Raw genomic sequence first — 18,282 nt, forward strand, 5'->3', positions numbered from 1 at the left:
GGTGTCCTCCCTTTCAAGGTCGCTTGGGGACGATGCAGCGCACTCACTCACGCGGCATCGGGATCGAAGTAGTCGGGGAAGGCCTCGCGGATGGCGGGCAGGTCCGACAGGATCATCTGCAGGTGGCCGCGCATGGCGGACTCTGCGGCTTCGGGATCGCCCGCGTCGATGGCGTCGACCACCGCGGTATGCTGGGCGATGAGGTGTTCGAGCGGGAAATGCGCCGAGGTCATCTGGCGCACCCGGTCCATCTGGCTCTTCATGCCGACGATCACCGCCCAGGCGTTGGGGCGCCCGGCGCCCCGCGCCAGCGTGTGGTGAAACTCGTCGTCGAGCGGCACGAAGGCAGCAGGGTGGTGGTCGACGAGCCGCGCCTGCGTCGCGATCTGCGCGCGCAGCTCCTCGACGAGGCCCTCGGGACGGGCGGTGGCGCAGGCCTTGGCGATATCGGCCTCGACCGCCTCGCGGACGAAACGCGCATCGAGCACCGCGCCGACGGAAATCTTGCGCACGAAGGAGCCGCGCTGGGGGCGGATTTCCAGCAGGCCCTCTTCGGCCAGCTTGATGAAGGCTTCGCGCACGGGCTGGCGCGAGACGCCGAAGCGCGCGCCGATCTCTGCCTCGGAGAGCCTTGTGCCGGGTTCGAGCTGGTTCTGCACGATCGCCTGACGCAGGGCGCGGATCAGCTGCGGCCCGACGGGCGCCGACTGGTCGACCTGCTCGATCTGGATTGTCTCGATTCCCATGGCTCTCCTCCGTGGCGGCAACCTGCTCCATACTTCCATACTAGTCAACATTTGAATCGGCTGCTATGCATCCCGTGACCACCGAGGAGCGGGATTCCGTCCCGCGCAGCAGACATGAGGGAGGGATACCGATGCGTCAGACCTGGCGTTGGTTCGGTCCGAAAGACCGCGTGAGCATCGACGACATGATGCAGGCAGGCGTAGAAAGCGTTGTTTCGGCGCTGCACCACGTGCCCACAGGCGCGGTCTGGACCCCCGAGGAAATCGCGCAGCGGCAGCAGGAAATCGCCACCCGCAAGGACGGCCGCGCCTCGTCGCTGGTCTGGGACGTGGTGGAATCGCTGCCGGTCTCCGAGGACATCAAGAAGCAAAAGGGCGACTGGAAGGCGCATATCGAGACCTGGAAAACCTCAATGCGTCACCTCTCCGAGGCCGGGCTCGAGACTATCTGCTACAACTTCATGCCGGTGCTTGACTGGACCCGCACCGACCTCGCCTGGGAACGCCCGAGCGGCGCGCGCTGCATGCGCTTCGACCTGATCGATTTCGCCGCCTTCGACATCCACATCCTCGAACGCGCCGGCGCCGCCGAGAGCTTCCCCGAGGACGTGGTCGCCGAGGCCGCCGAGCGCTTTGCCAAGATGGACGACGCGCGCAAGGAGCAGCTTGCCGGCAACGTGGTCTTCGGCCTGCCCGGCGCAGCGGAGAAGTTCAGCCTCGCGGACGTGAAGCTGCACCTCGCGGAATACGACAACATCTCGGAAGCGCAGCTGCAGCAGCACATGATCGACTTCCTGTCGGAAGTGACGCCGCTGGCCGAGGACCTGGGCATGCGCCTGTGCTGCCACCCGGACGATCCGCCCTTCCCGCTGCTCGGCCTGCCGCGCATCATGTCGACCGAGGCGCAGTATCGCAAGATCCTCGACGCGGTGGACCTGCGCGCCAACGGCGTGACGCTCTGCACCGGCTCGCTCGGCGCGCGGCCGGACAACAACCCGGTTGAGATCTTCAAGGCGCTGGCCGACCGGGTGCACTTCCTGCACCTGCGCAACGTCAGCATCGAGGGCACCGAGGTGATGAACTCGCTCTACGAGGACGAGCACCTTTCGGGGCACACCGACATGGTCGCCATGGTCGCCGCCGTGGTCGCCGAGGAACGCCGCCGCAAGGGCGAGGGCCGGGCCGACTGGTCGATCCCCTTCCGTCCCGACCACGGGCAGGACATCCTCGACGACATCGGCCGCGAGGCGCAGCCGGGCTACCCGGCGATCGGGCGTCTCAAGGGGCTCGCCGAGCTGCGCGGCCTCTACCGGGCCTTCGAGCACGAGCTGGTGACGGGGGCGGCATGAGGCTGACATCTCTCTCGCAGGTGCCCGAGGCGCTGCGTCCCGCGTATGATCCGCAGGCGCATGGGGTGGGCATCGTCCATCTCGGCCTCGGCGCCTTCCACAAGGCGCACCAGGCGGCGCTGACCGATCTGGCGCTGGCGGCGGAGGGCGGCGACTGGCGCATCCTCGGCGTGTCGCTGCGCTCGCCCAAGGCGTCGGACGAGCTGCACCCGCAGCACGGGCTCTACACGCTGATCGAGAAAGGCGCCGAGGGCACCTCGGCGCGGGTCATCGGCGCCATTGCCGATGCCATCTGCTCGGCGGGCGACCCCGAGCCGGCGCTGGCGGCCATGGCGGCCGAAGGCACGAAGATCGTCTCGCTGACGGTGACCGAAAAGGCCTATGGCCTCGACCGCGCCGCCCATGGCTGCGACCCGGCGCATCCCGCCGTCGCCGCCGACCTCGCCAGCCCCGCGGCACCGCAGGGCGTGCTCGGTCTGCTGACCGAGGCGCTGCGCCGCCGCCGGGCCGCGGGGCTGGCGCCCTTCACCGTGCTCTGCTGCGACAACCTGCCGGAAAACGGCGTGCTTCTGCGCGGTGCGGTGGTGGATTTCGCCCGCCGTATCGACCCCGCGCTGTCGCAATGGATCGCCGCCGAGGTCGCCTTTCCCTCGACCATGGTCGACCGCATCACCCCCGCCGCTACGCCCGCGACGCTGGCCGAAGCCGCGGCGCTCATCGGCTGCGAAGACCTCGGCGCGATCGAGACCGAGAGCTTCTTCCAGTGGGTGATCGAGGACAATTTCCCGCAGGGTCGCCCGGCCTGGGAAAAGGCCGGGGCGATCTTCACCGATGCTGTGACCGCCTTCGAGATGATGAAGCTGCGGATGCTCAACGGCAGCCATTCGATGCTGGCCTACGCGGGCTTCCACGCGGGCTGCCCCTTCGTGCGGGACGTGATGGCCGCGGGGCCGCTGGCAAAGCTGGTGCGCCGCCACCTCGCCGCCGCCGCCGCGACTCTGCCGGAGATCCCCGGGATCGACACCGCCGCCTATGCCGAAGCGCTGGCCAGGCGGTTCGAAAACCCCGAAATCGCGCATGAGACCTTCCAGATCGCCATGGACGGCTCGGAAAAGATGCCGCAGCGCATCTTCTCGGCGGTGGCGGATGCGCGGGCCAAGGGGATCGACTGCCGCGCCTTCACCTTTGCCACGGCAGCCTGGCTGCGGCACCTGAGCGGCGCCACCCATGACTGCGATGCCTACGCGCTGCGGGACCCCCGCGCCGCCGAGCTGCATGCCATGGCCGAGGGCAAGGAGGCCGACGAGATCGTCGCGGCGCTGCGCCAGGCCGCCTTCGTGCCCGCCGCCCTGTCCGCCGACGACGCCTATTGGGACGAGGTCGCGGGGCTGCTGGCGGAGATGCTTTTCGAGCCGATGCGGGACGTGATCGTCCGGGAAGCCGCCGCCTGAGCGCCGCATTTGCCGCCCGCGCAACAGGCGGGCGGCCGCGCAGGCAACTGTTTGCGCCAACAGGGGGCCGGGATTTGCTGTCCTGTCGCAAATGTCGATGTAATATCGGCGTGGGAGGACACCATGCCATATACCGACTTTGCACGCGGGTCCCGGCCGTTCAGCACCCCTCGGAGACTCTCCGAGGAGCGGGCCGAAATCACCCGTCTTGAGAATGAGTTACGCGCATTTGTGGCGGTCGCCCTGCAACACGGAATGCGCGACTATTGCGAGATTCGCCATCCGGAGCTGACACGGGAACTGGAAGCGGGGCTTGAACGTGCGGGCCAGCGCGCCGAGGTCAAATATGCCTATATCATGGAACGGCTGGCGCGGGTTCCGGGGCTGATGGCCTCGACCGGCGAGACCGGTGAGCGGACCTATTACCGCAACGCCGAGGAAAACGTCGCCTATATCGAGCATTCGCTCTGGAACAAGCGGTTCATCCTCAGTGGTATCTGGGTGGCGCCGCCCTTTCGCGGCAAGGGCGTGGCGCATCGCATCCTGCGTCAATTGGTGGAAGCGGCGGATGAGGCCGAGCTGGGCATAGAGCTGCACCATGAACCCTTCGGCGCGGAGGGGCTCGACAAGCCCGCGCTCGAGGCCTTCTACAACCGGCACGGCTTCCAGCATCACGAGTTGACCCCGGGCGCGATGTTCCGCATTCCGCGCTCGCCGCTGGATCATCACGGCAGATCCTAGGCCCGGCGGGCCAACCGGCGGCGGTGCAGACCGTCGCCTGTCTTTCTTCTAGGGCTCAATATCCAGGGGGTCCGGGGGCAGCGCCCCCGGTCTTTCCGGCACGGCTGCCCATGGACCCCGGCTCCGTCCCGGCGCTATAACCCTTTGCGGAGCAGGCAGGTCAGGGGATGAGCAGCATGATTTCCCGCAACCTCCGGCATTTGCGGGTGTTTCTCGCGGTGGCGGACGAGGCGTCGGTGACCGGCGCGGCGGAGCGGTTCAAGGTGTCGCAGCCGGCGGTCACCCAGATGCTCGGTAAGCTCGAGGCGCAGGCGGGCGGCGCGCTGTTCAGCCGGACCAGCCGCGGTTTCGTGCTCAGCGAGCGCGGCACGGTGCTGGCGGCGCGGCTGCGGCGGGCCTTTGCGCAGCTCGACGCGGCGCTGGGGGCGATCTCGCCGCGCCTGCCCGGGCTGGCGACCAGCGGGCAGCTGCAGGGGTTGATCGCCGTGCATGACACGGGCAGCTTCACATTGGCGGCCAGATCGCTTGGCCGGGCGCAACCGACGGTGCACCGCGCGGTCAGCCAGCTCGAGCAGGAGGTCGGCGCACAGCTCTTCGAGCGCACGGCCCACGGGCTGAGTCCGAGCCGGGCCTGCAGCGCGCTGGTGCCGCGGGCGCGCCTGGCGCTGAGCGAGCTCGACCAGGCCGACATGGAACTCGGCGATTTCGATGGCACGGAGACCGGCCGCATCGTGATCGGCACCCTGCCGTTGTCACGCACCGTGCTGTTGCCGCGGGCGCTGGCGGCGTTCCGGCAGGCGCGGCCGAAGACGCTGATCTCGGTGCTCGACGGAACGCATGAGGTGCTGTTGGCGGCGCTGCGCCGGGGGGATGTCGACATCATGCTCGGGGCGCTGCGCAGCGAGACCCCGGCGCCGGACGTGGTGCAGGAGCCGCTGTTTCAGGATCGGTTCGCCGTGGTCGCCCGACCGGGGCACCCGCTCGCGGGGAAAGGTCCGCTGCAGACCTCTCAACTGCGGTGTTTCCCTTGGGTGGTCCCTGGCCCGGGCACCCAGCTAAGGCGCCAGTTCGAGGGGCTTTTCCGCGGCGAAGGTCTGTTACCTCCCGATAGTCTGATCGAGGCGGGGTTCATTCTGCTTATACGCGATTACCTCGATCTGAGCGACGCCCTGGCGTTCACCTCGGGGCGTCAGGCGGCGCCGGAGCTGGACCGCAGGCACCTGGTTCAGCTTCCGCTTGCGAAAAAACTGCCGCTCCGCGAGATCGGCATGACTCTGAGATCGGGTTGGCTGCCGACGCGCGGGCAGCGGCTGATGCTCGACTGCATGCGCGGCGCAGCCAAGGGATTGCCAGACGTATAGCAAGAACTTATGGCGTCATGCGCCGAATCTATTGGAACCCTCCCGGCGATGGTTGCAGACCTGTGCGGCACATGGCCTGCCGAACGGGCAGGTGTGATCTCGGGAGGATTACCATGCGTTCTGTCATTCTCGCCGCGGCTCTCGGCCTCGCCTCGACCGCTGCCTTTGCAGAAGACTTCAAATTCGCCAGCTTCTTCGCGCCGACCCACCCCTACGTCGAGGGCGCCTTCGATCCCTTCGCCGAAAAGGTGGCGGAAAACTCCGGCGGCGACCTGTCGGTGACCATCTACAACGGCGGCGAACTGGGCCCGGGCCCGGCGGAGCAATACAGCCGCGTGCTCGACGGCGTGGCCGAACTGGCCGTCTCGCTGCCGGGCTATACCGCCTCGACGTTCCCGCTGACGCTGGTCGCGGAACTGCCGGGCGTGCTGGACACCGAAACCGGCACCGCCGACATCTGGAACAACATCGAGCTGTTCCAGCCCGAATACCGCCGCGCCATCCTGGTCAGCCTGTGGTCCTCGGCGCCGAACCAGCTCTACACCCGCGACAAGGCCGTGCGCAGCCCGGCCGACATCGAGGGCATGAAGATCCGCGTGCCGTCGCGCAACACCGGCCTGCTGGTCGAAGCCTGGGGCGCGACCCCGGTGTCGATGCCGGTGAGCGAGATCTACAACGCCATGCAGACCGGCGTGATCGACGGTGCGATGATCGACACCACCGCGACCCGCGCCTTCCGCCTCGGTGAAGTGGCGAACTACCTGACCATCGGCATGGACACGACGAACTCGCCGTTCTTCATCCTCGCCAACCGGGATGCCTTCAACAGCCTCGACGACGCGCAGCAGCAAGCCCTGCTCGACGCCGGCAAGGAGGCGTCGGTCACCGCCAACAAGGTGCAGCTCGCGGTTGCCGCCGGCGGTGTCGAGGCCTTTGCCGAGATCGAGGGCCGGGAGGTCATCGAGCTGACCGCAGAGGAAGCCGCCGCCTTCAACGCGCTGTCCGCACCGGTCACCGAGAAGGTCGTCGCCGAGACCGGGGGCAACGCCCAGGCCATCGTCGACGCTCTGGCCCACTGAGCGCATGATGCGCCGTGCAACCACTGCCCTGTCGGTCTTCACCGACAGGGCCACCGCCTTGCTGGCCGTTGTGGGCGGGCTTGCCCTGCTGTCCCTGGTGGTGCTGATCTTCTCGGGCGTGGTGTTGCGCTACGCCTTCGGCCAGCCGATCCTCGGCTCGAACGAGATCATCCAGCTGGCCGCCGTGGCGCTGGTGATGTCCGCGCTGCCCTACTGTACCCATCTGAACGGTCACGTCAGTGTCGACGTCTTCGACGGCGTGCTGGGCCGCTTCGGCCGCCGGGCGGGTGACGTGCTGGCGCGGCTGCTCTCGGGCTATGCGCTGGGGGTCCTGGCCCACCGTGCCTATTACAAGGCATTGGATGCCGCCGAGTTCGGCGACACCACCAACATGCTGGGCCTGCCGCTCTGGCCCTTCTACGGAATTCTCGCCCTTGGCTGCGGCTTCTGCGTGCTGGTCTTCGCGCTGCAGATCCTGAAGGTGCTCGTGCTCGGAGAAGAACAATGAGTGAAGTCTCCGCCGGGCTGGTCGGCATTGCCGCGCTTTTCCTTCTGATGATCCTGCGCACGCCGGTGGCCTTTGCCATGCTGCTCGTTGGGTTCTTCGGCTACTGGGGTCTGTCGGGTTTCCGCAGCGCCAGCGCCATGCTGATGACCGAGAGTTACTCGGCCGTCTCTTCCTATTCGCTGATCGTCGTGCCGATGTTCGTGCTGCTGGGCAACATTGCCTCGGTCGCGGGCTACTCGCGCGGTCTTTATGATGCCGCCTACGCCTGGGTCGGCCGGTTCAAGGGCGGGCTGGCCTCGGCCTCGGTGATCGGCTGCGCCGCCTTTTCGGCGGTCTCGGGCTCGTCGGTGGCCACCGCCGTGACGTTGGGCAAGGTCGCCCTGCCGCAGATGAAGCGCCTCGGCTATGCCGACAGCCTGGCCACCGGATCGGTGGCGGCGGGCGGCACGCTGGGCTTCCTGATCCCGCCCTCGACCGGTTTCGTGCTCTACGCAATCCTCACCGAGGAATCGATCGGCCGGCTGTTCATGGCGGGCATCCTGCCGGGCATCCTGCTCTGCGCGCTCTTCATGGGGGTGATCTGGCTGCAGGCTACGCTGCGCCCCGAGGACGGTCCGCAGGGCGAGAAGATCGGCTGGATGGACAAGCTGCGCATCTCCTCGGAGGCCTGGCCGCTGTTCGGTGTCATCCTTGTGTCGATCGGCGGCATCTACCTTGGCGTCTTCACGCCGGTGGAAGCTTCGGGCATCGGTGCCGGGCTGGTGATCCTGCTGGCGCTGCTGCAGCGCAAGCTGGGTTGGAGCGGGTTCAAGGGTGCCGTGCTCGACACGCTGAAGACCTCGGCCATGCTCTACATGGTGGTGATCGGGGCGAATGTGCTGAACCCCTTCCTTGCCATCACCCACATCCCGGCGACGCTCGGCACGCAGCTCGAGACCCTGGGGCTCGGCGCCTATGGCACGCTGATCGTGATCCTGCTGGCCTACGTGGTGCTGGGCATGTTCATGGACGGGCTGTCGATGCTGGTCATCACCATCCCCATCGTCTTCCCGGTGATCACCGGTTTCGGCTTCGATCCGATCTGGTTCGGCGTGGTTGCGGTGATCGTCATCGAGATGGGCATGATCACCCCGCCGGTGGGCATGAACGTCTTCGTCGTGCGCGGCGTGGCCGGACCGGGTGTGCCGCTGACCACGGTGTTCAGCGGGGTGACCCCTTTCCTGCTCGCGATGATCGTCGGGCTGGTGCTGATCATCCTGTTCCCGCAGATCGCCACGCTTCTGCCGAACACGATGTTCGACTAAATCCAAGAGCCGGGACGACCGGCCCGCACGAGGGACTGTGCAGAGGGGAGGCCCCGTCGAGTGATCGGCGGGGCCCTTCGCTTGGTCGCGCGGAGTGTCGCCTTCGCGACTGTCGGCAATTGGCGAATCGCCGCCGGGTCCGGCGCGGTGGGCGCGGCTCCGGGGCGCCGTGTCGCAACCGCGGAGAGGGGCGCGTGCGGGAAGTGGCGCAGATCGGGGCAGATGCGGCGATTTGCTGCCAAGTTTTCGCCCAGGAATGGCATCGGGTTGCGCCAACAGTCCCGCCATGGGCGTTCAAAGCGTGGTCATGCCGGCAATTTTCGTGTAATAGGATTCGGGTAGTTAAGAATGATCCCACGCGCAAGCTACAGATTTTTATGTCAATATTTTCTGCGGGCCCCGGCAATTTTCGCGGGTCCTTGTCGGAGGTGCTTTTTATATGCGAATTGGAACGGAGAATCCGATGAATATTGTTATCCTTGGATGCGGGGGCTTTATCGGCAGCCATCTGCTGGACCGCCTGCTCACCACCACCGATCACAAGATCATTGGATGGGACCCGGAGAGCTCGAAAATTCGGAAGCACCTGGATAATCCGAATTTCACGCTCCATCAGCGCTACGTGGACGATCCCGATACGCAGCAGGACCTGCGTGACGCCGTGGCCAACGGCGACGTGGTGATCAACCTCGCTGCGATTTGTAACCCGTCGGAATACAACACCAATCCGATCAGCGTGATCAAATCCAACCTGTTCGACGTCTACCCGATCGTCGAGCTCTGCGTCGAACACAAGCGCTGGCTGATCAGCTTCTCGACCAGTGAGTGCTACGGTCGGACGCTGTCGAGCTATGTCGGCGACACCACCTATGAAAACCCCGATCTCTACGAGCTGAAGGAAGACGAGACCCCGCTCATCATGGGTCCGATCGTCAACCAGCGCTGGACCTACGCCTGCGCCAAGCAAATGGTCGAGCGCCTCGTCTATGCCCACCACAAGGAAGACGGCCTGCCGTTCACCGTGGTGCGCCCGCTGAACTTCTTCGGCCCGCGCATGGACTACATCCCGCAGCGTGACGGCGATGGCGTGCCGCGCGTTCTGGCCTGCTTCATGGGCGCGCTGCTGAACGGCGAGCCGATGAAACTGGTGGACGGCGGTGCCGCGCGCCGCACCATCGTGTCGATCTACGAGGCCGTGGACGCGATCTGCCGCATGCTCGACAACCCCGAGAAGGCCAACGGTCACGCTTTCAACATCGGCAACCGCAACAACGAGGTCACCATGGCCGAGCTGGCGGACCTGATGCGCAAGACCTACGCGAAGATCACCGGCGATCCCTCCTACGAGGACTACCCGATCATCGAGGTCAGCTCGGAAGAGTTCTACGGCGAGGGCTACGAGGACTGCGACCGCCGCATGCCCGACATCTCCAAGGCCAAGGAACTGCTGGGCTGGGAGCCGAAGATCGCGCTCGAGGACGTCCTGCTTGATACGATGACCTACTTCCACAACGAGTACGCCGGCACCATGAAGCCTGCGCAAGTGGCCGAATAAGGCTCACACGCCTCTCACCGGTTCAACCCTCCCCTGCCGCGCTCCTCCCCGGGCGCGGCAGTTGCTTTTGGCGGGGAGCGTCGCGAGGCGGACTGGCTCATCATCGTTCTCTGGCGTGACTATCAGCGGGGACTGGAGCGCAGGAGGCTGACCGGTACCGCGGCCAAGGAGCAAGGCCACGATGAAACCGGGCGACCTGGGGAAACCTTTCCGGGGCCTCGGGCGCCGACAGCAAGGTGCCCGTCCCTGGGGAGGACGGGCGCTTTAGGGACTGAAGGTAATCTCAGAAGGTCGCGCGGATGCGGAAGCCGACCTGCGTGTAGTCGTCGAAGCTTTCGAAGCTCGGCTTCACCCACATGACGTTGCCGCCGAGGCGCCAGTTCTCGGTGAGCGCCGCCTCGTAGAAGGCCTCGACCGCGGACTCGTCCTGCAGGTTCACGCCGTAGGCCCCGAGCGCCTCGCCCAGCTTGTCGGACCAGTTGTACTTGCTCCAGGCGAGCCCCCAGCGATCGCCCTGCCGCCCGTAGAGCGGCGAATTGCCCCCCACACCGAGCAGGAACATCTCGTCGAGCGGGTTGGGGTTGCCGTCGCCAAAGCCGATCTGGCCGAAGACGCCCCAGCCGGCCATCGGGTTCTGCGGATCGCTCCAGAGGTATTGCTGGAAGCTGACGCCGGTGTAGTTGACCCCGTCCTTGGTGCTCAGGAAGGCGTCGTCTTCGGGCGAAAGCAGCAGCGACTCGTAGTCGGTGCCCTTCTTCGTCGAATGCGCGATGTTCAAGCTGTAGAAGCCGGGCATGCCGTTGATTGCGGTCGTGTAGGTGGCGGTGCCATTGTAGACCACGCCCTCGTCGAAGAGGTCGTCCCAGAACTCCTCGCCCTGCGCGTTGTTGGCGTCGTAGATCATCAGCGTGTAGATCATCGGCGCGTAGTTCACCGTGAGCATGCCGCCGAAGATGTAGGGTGGCAGCACGAAGTTGCCCGGCGCGCCGATGCCGAGGTACTGGAAGCCGCCCTGGCCCTGACCGCCCAGAAGCGGCGTTGCCTCGGCGAGGTCGATGACGTTGAACTTGCCGAAGCTCACGCTTGTGGTGTTGTTGAACTGCTGCGTCATGGTGAGCGACAGCGTGGTCTCGTTGTCCGAGGTGACCGAAGGCAGCGTCGCGAAGGTGTTGGTCGGCCAGACCAGCCCGCCCTCGCCAAGTCCCACGTAGCCATCGCCGTCATTGTATTCGAAGTGACCGCTGATCGAGCCGCCGGACCAGATCTCCGCGTAGTTCAGCTTCACATCGACCCGCCAGTTGTACAGCGCATCGTCGTCGGTGTCGCCGCTGGTCGGGACATCCGCGAAGGTGGTGAGCCCGAAACTGAGCTGCGGCCCGCTGTCCTGCGCATTGGCGGCAAGGGGCAGGCTGGCGGAGCTCAGCAGGGCGGCAAGCACCGTGGGGCGGAGGAAAGGGCGGAGCGGCATGGCAAGAATCCTCGTGTCGGAGGTGGCTGTTCCTTGGGAAATCACGGCCCCGGTGAGGCGCTGGTCCAGAGCGGACCCATCGCGCGGCTCCGGAGCGGTGGATCGTTAAACGCAGTCTCGAAAATGCTGATTTCGCGGCGAGAAACGGTGCCGTGAAACCTTGTGATAAGAGTTCCATAGCTGGGCGATAAAAGCAATTCGCGATCTACCAGCGCGAGAAATGGCCCCACGACTGTGTCCAAGTTGCCCTAGCGGAAAGCGGCGTATGACGCCTAGCGGGCGCGGGGTGGCAGCGGCAGCGGCGTGTCCGGCAACTCTGCGTCACCAAGCACCGCACGCCGCGCGTTCTCGCCCGCGGGCAGTTGCGCCAGCTCGCCCAGGGAGAGCGGCCGTACTGGCGTACGAAAGCGCAGATGGCCCAGCTCGGCCGGGGTGCGCCCGGTTTCCTCGGCCATGATCTCGGTGATGCTGGCGGCGCACATGCGGCCTTGGCAGGGGCCCATGCCGCAGCGCAGGTAAGTCTTGAGCTGGTTCGGGCCGGGGGCGCCGAGCCGGGCTGCCTCGCGGATCGCACCGGCCGTGACCTCCTCGCAGCGGCAGGCCAGCGTGTCGCCCCGGGGCGCGAGAAGGGCCGGGGGCGGGGCGAACCAGCGGTCGATGAAGGCGCGGCCGAGGTCGGCCTTGTGCCAGTCCTTGCGGGCCGCGTCGCGGCGCGCCGGATCGATATTGTGCCCGAGATGCTCTAGCGCCGCCTGCGCGGCGCGGCGGCCCGAGGGCAGGGCGCGCTCGGCGCCGCCGATGCCCGCGCCGTCGCCCGCGATGTAGAGGCCGGCGATGGCGGTTGCGCCAAGCTCATCCGTCTCTGGCTCGAAACAGCGCAAGACATCGTTCCAGCGGGTCGGCACGCCCGCCGCCACCGACAGATGCAGCGACGGCACCACGCCCGCGTGCAGCAGCACCAGGTCGGCTTCGATCTCCTGCCAGGCGCCGCCGCGCTTGTATCGCAGGGCCTTGGCCTTGCTGTCGCCGCGCACCTCGAGGGCCTCGGCTCCGGCGATCACCGGCACCTTGCGGCGCACCCGTGCCATCAGCCCGGCGCCCTTGCGGAAGGTCGGGGCGCGCAGGAACCCCGGCAGATGCGTCAGGGCGGTCCGGCGATGGGGCGAGGGTGTCTCGACCAGCGCGGCGGGGATTATGCCGGCGCGCAGAAACTGGTCGGCGAGCAGGTAAAGCAGGGGCCCGACTCCTGCGAGCACGCAGCGGCCCTCGGGCAGCAGTCCGCCGCTCTTCAGCGCGATCTGTGCCGCGCCCGCGCCCATGACGCCGGGCAGGGTCCAGCCGGGCACCGGCAGCGGGCGTTCCTGCGCGCCGGTGGCAAGGATCACCGCCCGGGCCTCGATCAGCCGCGCCGCGCAATTATGGCGGACACCGATGCGGAGGCGGCCGTTCTCGTCGGGCATGACGCCCCAGACCGACACGCCGGACACATGCTGCGCGCCACAGGCGGCGAATTCAGACACAAGCGCGGCGCCCGCCGCATACTCCTTGCCGAGCAGGGTCTTGCGCGCCTCGGGGGCGGTGCCCACCGCGCGCCAGATCTGCCCGCCGGCGGCGGAGGTCTCGTCGAGCAGCAGCACCTCGGTGCCCGCCGCGCGTGCCTCGATCGCCGCCGCCATGCCGGCGGGGCCGGCGCCGATGATCACCAGTTCGGCGGCTTCGGGGATCTGCGGGCTCATGCCTTGGACTCCGGCAGCATGGAAGGGGCACCGGACTGGCGCTCGATACGCATGCCCGCTTCGACGGTCACCAGACAGGCCTGCCGGTTGGGGGTACCGTCGATGGTCACGAGGCACTCGAAGCAGGTGCCCATCAGGCAGTAGGGCGCCCGCGGCGCGCCGCTGACCACGCTGTCGCGGAAGCGGGTGATCCCGCCGGCTAGGAGCGCGTTGGCCACGGTATCGCCGCGGCGGGCCGTGAAGGGGGCGCCGTCGAGCAGGATCTCGATGGCCTCGCCCGGGGGGATGGGGTCACGCCGGAACATGGAACCTCGCGGAGGAAAAGGCCGAGGGGCCGATCTGGGCCGCGCCTGCGGCGATCTGCGGCGCGATGCGCAGCGCGTGTTGCGCCGCCAGGGTCACGCCGCTGTGGCAGAGCACCACGTAGGCGCCGGGGCAACTGGTGGATTGGCCGTAGATGGGAATGCCGTCACGGGGTTTGACGCGAAAGCCGGTCCAGCTGCGCACCACGTTGAGCCGGGCGAGCGCCGGGTAGACGCGGATCGCCCGGGCACCGAGCAGGGCGGCGATCTCGGGGTTGCCGGACAGCGCCTCGGTGTCGCCCTCGTCGCTGTCGCCGATCATCACGCTGCCCTCGTCGGTCTGACGGATGATCGCGCTGAGGAAGGGCAGGCGCCCCGAGACCCGCTCGGTCACCACGATCTGCCCGCGGCTGTGCTTCAGCGGCGCGGCGAGGCCGACCATCGGTGCCAGCGCCTCGGTCGCGGTGCCCGCAGCCAGCACGACGCGGGGGGTGGTGATCTCGCCCCAGTCGCCACGCAGGCGGAAGCTCTCGGCGCCGGGCTCGATATGGCTGACCGTGTGGCGCGCCCGGTAGGTGACGCCGGCCGCCGCGCCCGCCCGGTGCAGCGCATGGAAGAGCCGCAGGGCATTGAGATGGCCGTCGGCACTGCCGTGCACCGCACCGGCGACGTCGGGGCCGATGCCGGGGATCTCGCGTTCCAGCTCGGCGCGGGGAACGAGGCGCCAAGGGGCGCCGTCGCCGCCGGTCTCCTCGGTGATGCGGGTCATGTCGGTGACGATTCCGTCGAGCTCCTGCGGCGATAGGGCAAAGCTGTAGCCGCCGGGCTGGTCGAGCGCGAGGGAAACACCCGAGCGGGCCTCGAGATCACGCGCGAAGCCGGGCCAGAGCCGCGCCGACTCGAAGGACCAGCGCGCATAGTCGGGGGCGCCGAGCCCCTTGCCCGAGACCCAGACCAGCCCGAAGTTCGCGCGGGAGGCGCGGCGCGCCAGGTCCTCGCCGTCGAGCACCAGCACGCGCTGACCGGCCTCGGCCAGTCCCAGGGCAAGGGCGCTGCCGACAAGGCCGCCGCCGATCACCGTGATGTCGTGCGTCTCCATGGGATCCTTCCTCGCGGCCTGGGGCGCTGCCCGATCCTGTTCCAGGCCCGATTTGTCTGACGCGGCGCGGGTCTTGTCCAGCCCCGAGCGCGCGAAGCCTGGTCAGCCGCTCAGCGGTTCCAGCGCAGCAACGACAGCTCGTCCTGCGCCGCGGCCTCTCGCTTGGCCCTGGCCTCCCGTTCCTCGGCGAGGCGCTTGAGGCGGAGGATCTCGTAGGTCTTCTGCTCGGCCAGCGCGGCGCGCAGTTTCTCCTCGGAGCGGGCCAGTTCGGGCACCAGTTTGGCGGCGTCGTTGGAGATGCGGTCGACCTCGGCGCGGATCGAGCGGATGAAGCGGCCGAGGTAGGGCGCGCCTTCGAGCCCTTCGGTGCGCGACTCGCCCGAAAGCCTGTTGAGGAGCGCCGTCTTGTCCCCCTCGAGCTTGTCCATGCGGGCGCGGATCGCCCCGGTCTCTGCGGCCTGCCGCTCGGTCTCGAGCGACTTCAGGCGCTCCATGATCTCGAGCGCGCGCAGTCGGCGCCGGTCCGCCTCAGTGGCCATCGCCGGTTGCTTTCGGCTGGTCGTGCGCCGCGCCGGGCTCTTCCGGCAGCGTCCGCTCGCCGCCGAGCTTCATCCGCATGTTGGCCAAGATGGTGTCGGGAAAGCCGTTGGCCGAGGGCGGGATCGCCGCGTAGGTGCCGGGGCGGGCCGCGGAGATGTAACCCAGGTTTGTCAGGTCGTCGTCGGTGGTCGGCACGCTTTCCGCCGAGGCCATGCCGGCGATCAGCAGCAGGGGGATCGTGCGGAGGCGCGTCATGCCGCGGGCAGTTCCTTCTGCGCGGCCTCGACCTGGTAGAAGTCGGGCTGCATCCGGGTGGGGATGTTGCCGCGTCCGATCTCGACGCAGATGCTCGGCGGATGGTCGGCCACCATGGCCACGAAGATGTCGCGGATGATGTGGTAGAAGGCCGCGTCTTCCTCCTCGATCTGGCTCAGGCGGCCCGAGATCGGCTGCACCATGCAATAGGCGAGGAAGACGCCGAGGAAGGTGCCGACCAGCGCGCCGCCGATCATCCCGCCGAGAATCTCGGGCGGTTGGTCGATCGAGGACATGGTCTTGATCACCCCCAGCACCGCCGCGACGATGCCGATCGCCGGGAGCCCGTCCGCCATGGTCTGGATCGCATGGGCTGAAGCCATCGCCTCGTGGTGGTGCTTCTTGATCTTGCGGTTGATCACGTCCTCGGTTTGGTACTTGTCGTCGAACTGCATGGAGAGCATGCGGAAGCTGTCGCGGATCAGGTCGATGGCGAAGTGGTCCGCCGCGATGCGCGGGTAGCGCGCGAAGATGTCGCTCTCCTTCGGCGACTCGATGTGGCTGTCGAGCGCCAGGATGCCGCGGGACTTGTAGATGCGCGAGAGCTCGAACATCAGGTTGAGCAGGTCGGCATAGTCCTTGGACTTCCAGCGCGGCCCCTTGATCACCTTCACCACGCCCTTGCCGGAGTTCTTGATCACCGAGAAGCTGTTGGCGATGACGAAGGCGCCGATCGCCGCGCCGCCGATCATCATGCCCTCGAAGGGCAGCGCGTGCAGGACGATGTCCATCTTGCCGCCGGACAGGATGAAGCCTCCGAAGACCAGGCCGAAGACAAGGGCGAGACCGAGGATCAGCGTCATGGGGGAAATCTCTGCTTGGCTCTTGTTGCCGGAAAGCGCCGGCCGTCATGATCAGCATATGTAAGTTTGACTTTTGTTCAAGTATAAACAAGGATAGATGCAGAAGTTGAAGAACTGTTCGAGGCCACTGATCATGAACGCCGAAAAGCTCGCATATTTTTTCGAGGCCGGTGAGCTTCGGACGGTGTTTGCCGATTGGCCGGAAGACGCCGGGCTTGCGCTTTGCCTCGACGAGGAGGGCGGCTGCGAGATGCTGCTGCACCACGTGGACGAGGGGCGGGCGGTTCTGCGCAAGGTCGCGGCGGTGCTGAACAGCGCCAAGGGAGACTTCGCCGTCGTGCCGCCGGTCGAGGGCTACCCGACGCGCCGGGTGCTGTTTTCCGACGAGCAGAAGCTGCTCAAGATCGTCGCCGGCGAGGATGATCTCGCCGAGATGGCCGAGGATTACCTGATCAACTACCGCTTCGAGCAGGAGCGCAAGGCGCGGCCCGCGCCGGCACCGAAGCCCGATCCGGTGGCCGATAAGGTCAGCGCCGCGCTGCGCCAGCCCGAGCCCTTTCGCTGGCGGCCGCGGCTGCACCTTGCCGAGCTCGCCCCGAAAGCACCGATGCGCCGCAAGCCGAAACGCGCCGAGATGCCCGAGGGCTACGCCTCGGCCGAGGTGGTCTCGGACAGCGACTGCCAGTTCGTCGACGCGCAGATCAGCCTTGGACACCGCGGCGTGCGCGTGACGCTGAGCCCGGAACAGGTGACGATCCAGACCCGGGCCATCCTGATTGAGCAGGTCGGCTTCCGGGACGATTTCTCGCGCTTCGTGCTACCACGCAAGGCGGTGCAGGGTTGGGTGCCCGGCGTGCCGCTGGTCATCGACATCCCCGAGGGGCGTTTTCCGTCCGGTCTGCGCCAGCGTTTCGCCGCGGCCCCGCGCGAGGCCGAGGTGACGGTGACGGATCACGGGGTCTTTGTTGCGCCCGGCGCCGCGCTGAAGCCGCCGGAGCCCGAGGCTCAACCGCTGGCCGAGGTCGTGGCGAAACCGCGTTCGCGGCGGATTTTCTCGCCCGTGCGGGTGGCTCTGGCCGTGCTCACGGGCGCCGGGCTGATGACCGGAACGATGATGCGCGCGGTCGAACTGCCGGTGGCCTTCGACACCCCGGTCATCGAGATGGCCTACGGCGACTAGAGCGGCACCTCTCCTTCGAGCACATAGCCTTGGGCGCGGATGGTCCGGACGCGCAGTGCAGTTCCGTAGGTCTCGGCCAGCTTCTTGCGGATGCGCGCGATATGAACGTCAAAGCGCCGGTCGCCGTAGCTCCATTCCAGGTCGGCAACTTCCAAGGCGAGCGTGGGGCGGCTGACGATTTGGCCGCGCCGCGCATTCAGGCAGCCGAGGATTTGCTCTTCGAGCGGCGTGAGGCCGAGTTGCACGAGGCGCGCCGCCCTCTGTCCCGCCAACGACGCCGTCTGCAGGCGCACCGAAAGCCGCGCTTGCAGCTCGGACGGATGATGATCGGCGCGGAGCGCGTCGTCTGCACCGGCGGCAAAGATCTCGGCCGCGCCGCAGGGCTGGTTGCCGTGGTCGACGACGAGGATGACCGCGTCAGGCATGAGCCGGCGCACCTCGGCGATCAGCGCGAGCATGTCGTTGTCGCGCGGCAGATGTGCGGAGAGCCCCACGAGCATGGCCGTCACCGGCGCGCCCGGCGTGATCAGTTCGCGCGCCTCGGTGGGGCGGGCGCGGCGCAAGACGCGGCGCAGGCCGTTCTTCTCGAGCAACTCCGACCATGCATTGCGTCGCGCGGTGTCGCGCTCGACCACCATTGCAAAGGAGGCGCGATTTGTCATTTCCTTGTGGTTGGACAAGATTTGGTCAATTTTCTTCCCATGACATGACGTAAACTTTATATGTTCAACAAGAATTAACCTTC

Annotated in this window: 18 protein-coding genes; 9 read left to right on the top strand and 9 right to left on the bottom strand. The window is 67.3% G+C overall.

Annotated features, from left to right (window positions below; genetic code table 11):
• Positions 1-47: 47 nt before the first annotated feature.
• Positions 48-746 carry a GntR family transcriptional regulator gene (locus LC039_RS19180; RefSeq protein ID WP_226627437.1) on the bottom strand — a complete coding sequence of 233 codons (699 nt, stop codon included), beginning with the start codon at positions 744-746 and terminating at the stop codon, positions 48-50.
• A 131-nt stretch (positions 747-877) separates the two neighbouring features.
• Between LC039_RS19180 and uxuA the strand changes: the two genes are divergently transcribed.
• The 8 genes from uxuA (at position 878) to LC039_RS19220 (ending at position 10,094) form a co-directional block, all read left to right on the top strand.
• On the top strand, positions 878-2,095 hold the full coding sequence (gene uxuA / locus LC039_RS19185; protein ID WP_226627438.1) for a mannonate dehydratase: 1,218 nt from the start codon (positions 878-880) through the stop codon (positions 2,093-2,095).
• Positions 2,092-3,546 carry a mannitol dehydrogenase family protein gene (locus tag LC039_RS19190; protein WP_226627440.1) on the top strand — a complete coding sequence of 485 codons (1,455 nt, stop codon included), beginning with the start codon at positions 2,092-2,094 and terminating at the stop codon, positions 3,544-3,546. The genes uxuA and LC039_RS19190 overlap by 4 nt, the downstream gene beginning before the upstream one ends.
• Positions 3,547-3,669: 123 nt before the next feature.
• Positions 3,670-4,287, top strand: coding sequence for a GNAT family N-acetyltransferase (locus LC039_RS19195; protein WP_226627442.1), 618 nt, complete (start codon positions 3,670-3,672; stop codon positions 4,285-4,287).
• A 167-nt stretch (positions 4,288-4,454) separates the two neighbouring features.
• A complete protein-coding gene (locus LC039_RS19200; RefSeq protein ID WP_226627444.1) occupies positions 4,455-5,648 on the top strand; it encodes a LysR family transcriptional regulator in 1,194 nt (397 codons plus the stop codon).
• A 113-nt stretch (positions 5,649-5,761) separates the two neighbouring features.
• Positions 5,762-6,727 (top strand): TRAP transporter substrate-binding protein, encoded by a 966-nt coding sequence (locus tag LC039_RS19205; protein WP_226627445.1) that lies wholly within the window; start codon positions 5,762-5,764, stop codon positions 6,725-6,727.
• 7 nt (positions 6,728-6,734) lie between these two features.
• The gene (locus tag LC039_RS19210; protein ID WP_226627447.1) at positions 6,735-7,235 is read left to right on the top strand and encodes a TRAP transporter small permease; all 501 of its coding nucleotides are present in this window, start codon (positions 6,735-6,737) and stop codon (positions 7,233-7,235) included.
• On the top strand, positions 7,232-8,539 hold the full coding sequence (locus LC039_RS19215; protein ID WP_226627449.1) for a TRAP transporter large permease: 1,308 nt from the start codon (positions 7,232-7,234) through the stop codon (positions 8,537-8,539). The genes LC039_RS19210 and LC039_RS19215 overlap by 4 nt, the downstream gene beginning before the upstream one ends.
• A gap of 463 nt (positions 8,540-9,002) precedes the next feature.
• Positions 9,003-10,094 (top strand): NAD-dependent epimerase/dehydratase family protein, encoded by a 1,092-nt coding sequence (locus tag LC039_RS19220; protein ID WP_226627451.1) that lies wholly within the window; start codon positions 9,003-9,005, stop codon positions 10,092-10,094.
• Between the two features lie 283 nt (positions 10,095-10,377).
• Here LC039_RS19220 and LC039_RS19225 read toward each other — a convergent pair whose 3' ends face one another.
• The 7 genes from LC039_RS19225 to motA form a co-directional block, all read right to left on the bottom strand.
• Positions 10,378-11,562, bottom strand: coding sequence for a carbohydrate porin (locus LC039_RS19225; RefSeq protein WP_226627453.1), 1,185 nt, complete (start codon positions 11,560-11,562; stop codon positions 10,378-10,380).
• A gap of 272 nt (positions 11,563-11,834) precedes the next feature.
• A complete protein-coding gene (locus tag LC039_RS19230) occupies positions 11,835-13,298 on the bottom strand; it encodes an NAD(P)/FAD-dependent oxidoreductase (protein ID WP_226627455.1) in 1,464 nt (487 codons plus the stop codon).
• Positions 13,295-13,603 (bottom strand): (2Fe-2S)-binding protein, encoded by a 309-nt coding sequence (locus LC039_RS19235; protein ID WP_226627457.1) that lies wholly within the window; start codon positions 13,601-13,603, stop codon positions 13,295-13,297. Before LC039_RS19235 ends, LC039_RS19230 begins: the two co-directional genes overlap by 4 nt.
• Positions 13,590-14,699: an NAD(P)/FAD-dependent oxidoreductase gene (locus LC039_RS19240; protein ID WP_226627459.1), complete on the bottom strand. Its 1,110-nt coding sequence runs from the start codon at positions 14,697-14,699 to the stop codon at positions 13,590-13,592. The genes LC039_RS19235 and LC039_RS19240 overlap by 14 nt, the downstream gene beginning before the upstream one ends.
• A gap of 110 nt (positions 14,700-14,809) precedes the next feature.
• On the bottom strand, positions 14,810-15,238 hold the full coding sequence (locus LC039_RS19245) for a flagellar FliJ family protein (protein ID WP_226627460.1): 429 nt from the start codon (positions 15,236-15,238) through the stop codon (positions 14,810-14,812).
• Positions 15,228-15,494 carry a hypothetical protein gene (locus LC039_RS19250; RefSeq protein WP_226627462.1) on the bottom strand — a complete coding sequence of 89 codons (267 nt, stop codon included), beginning with the start codon at positions 15,492-15,494 and terminating at the stop codon, positions 15,228-15,230. Before LC039_RS19250 ends, LC039_RS19245 begins: the two co-directional genes overlap by 11 nt.
• Complete coding sequence (motA, locus tag LC039_RS19255; protein ID WP_226627463.1) at positions 15,491-16,357, bottom strand: flagellar motor stator protein MotA; 867 nt, start codon at positions 16,355-16,357, stop codon at positions 15,491-15,493. The genes LC039_RS19250 and motA overlap by 4 nt, the downstream gene beginning before the upstream one ends.
• Positions 16,358-16,454: 97 nt before the next feature.
• Here motA and LC039_RS19260 point away from each other — a divergent pair, with 97 nt between their 5' ends.
• Positions 16,455-17,537 carry a hypothetical protein gene (locus LC039_RS19260; RefSeq protein WP_226627465.1) on the top strand — a complete coding sequence of 361 codons (1,083 nt, stop codon included), beginning with the start codon at positions 16,455-16,457 and terminating at the stop codon, positions 17,535-17,537.
• Here the strand turns inward: LC039_RS19260 and LC039_RS19265 are convergent.
• Positions 17,534-18,217, bottom strand: a complete 684-nt coding sequence (locus tag LC039_RS19265) for a response regulator transcription factor (RefSeq protein ID WP_226627467.1) — start codon at positions 18,215-18,217, stop codon at positions 17,534-17,536. The genes LC039_RS19260 and LC039_RS19265 overlap by 4 nt on opposite strands.
• Positions 18,218-18,282 lie beyond the last annotated feature (65 nt).

The sequence above is a fragment of the Alloyangia pacifica genome (assembly GCF_020524285.1).
In the GTDB taxonomy this organism is placed as follows: Bacteria; Pseudomonadota; Alphaproteobacteria; order Rhodobacterales; family Rhodobacteraceae; genus Salipiger; species Salipiger pacificus_B.

What these genes read in the sequence shown, in the direction of transcription:
- LC039_RS19180 (WP_226627437.1), bottom strand. Translation starts at nt 746, where the DNA reads ATGGGAATCGAGACAATCCAGATCGAGCAGGTCGACCAGTCGGCGCCC.
- motA (WP_226627463.1), bottom strand. Translation starts at nt 16,357, where the DNA reads ATGACGCTGATCCTCGGTCTCGCCCTTGTCTTCGGCCTGGTCTTCGGA.
- LC039_RS19215 (WP_226627449.1), top strand. Translation starts at nt 7,232, where the DNA reads ATGAGTGAAGTCTCCGCCGGGCTGGTCGGCATTGCCGCGCTTTTCCTT.
- LC039_RS19225 (WP_226627453.1), bottom strand. Translation starts at nt 11,562, where the DNA reads ATGCCGCTCCGCCCTTTCCTCCGCCCCACGGTGCTTGCCGCCCTGCTG.
- uxuA (WP_226627438.1), top strand. Translation starts at nt 878, where the DNA reads ATGCGTCAGACCTGGCGTTGGTTCGGTCCGAAAGACCGCGTGAGCATC.
- LC039_RS19230 (WP_226627455.1), bottom strand. Translation starts at nt 13,298, where the DNA reads ATGAGCCCGCAGATCCCCGAAGCCGCCGAACTGGTGATCATCGGCGCC.
- LC039_RS19195 (WP_226627442.1), top strand. Translation starts at nt 3,670, where the DNA reads ATGCCATATACCGACTTTGCACGCGGGTCCCGGCCGTTCAGCACCCCT.
- LC039_RS19240 (WP_226627459.1), bottom strand. Translation starts at nt 14,699, where the DNA reads ATGGAGACGCACGACATCACGGTGATCGGCGGCGGCCTTGTCGGCAGC.
- LC039_RS19205 (WP_226627445.1), top strand. Translation starts at nt 5,762, where the DNA reads ATGCGTTCTGTCATTCTCGCCGCGGCTCTCGGCCTCGCCTCGACCGCT.
- LC039_RS19220 (WP_226627451.1), top strand. Translation starts at nt 9,003, where the DNA reads ATGAATATTGTTATCCTTGGATGCGGGGGCTTTATCGGCAGCCATCTG.
- LC039_RS19200 (WP_226627444.1), top strand. Translation starts at nt 4,455, where the DNA reads ATGAGCAGCATGATTTCCCGCAACCTCCGGCATTTGCGGGTGTTTCTC.
- LC039_RS19190 (WP_226627440.1), top strand. Translation starts at nt 2,092, where the DNA reads ATGAGGCTGACATCTCTCTCGCAGGTGCCCGAGGCGCTGCGTCCCGCG.
- LC039_RS19260 (WP_226627465.1), top strand. Translation starts at nt 16,455, where the DNA reads ATGCAGAAGTTGAAGAACTGTTCGAGGCCACTGATCATGAACGCCGAA.
- LC039_RS19245 (WP_226627460.1), bottom strand. Translation starts at nt 15,238, where the DNA reads ATGGCCACTGAGGCGGACCGGCGCCGACTGCGCGCGCTCGAGATCATG.
- LC039_RS19250 (WP_226627462.1), bottom strand. Translation starts at nt 15,494, where the DNA reads ATGACGCGCCTCCGCACGATCCCCCTGCTGCTGATCGCCGGCATGGCC.
- LC039_RS19210 (WP_226627447.1), top strand. Translation starts at nt 6,735, where the DNA reads ATGCGCCGTGCAACCACTGCCCTGTCGGTCTTCACCGACAGGGCCACC.
- LC039_RS19235 (WP_226627457.1), bottom strand. Translation starts at nt 13,603, where the DNA reads ATGTTCCGGCGTGACCCCATCCCCCCGGGCGAGGCCATCGAGATCCTG.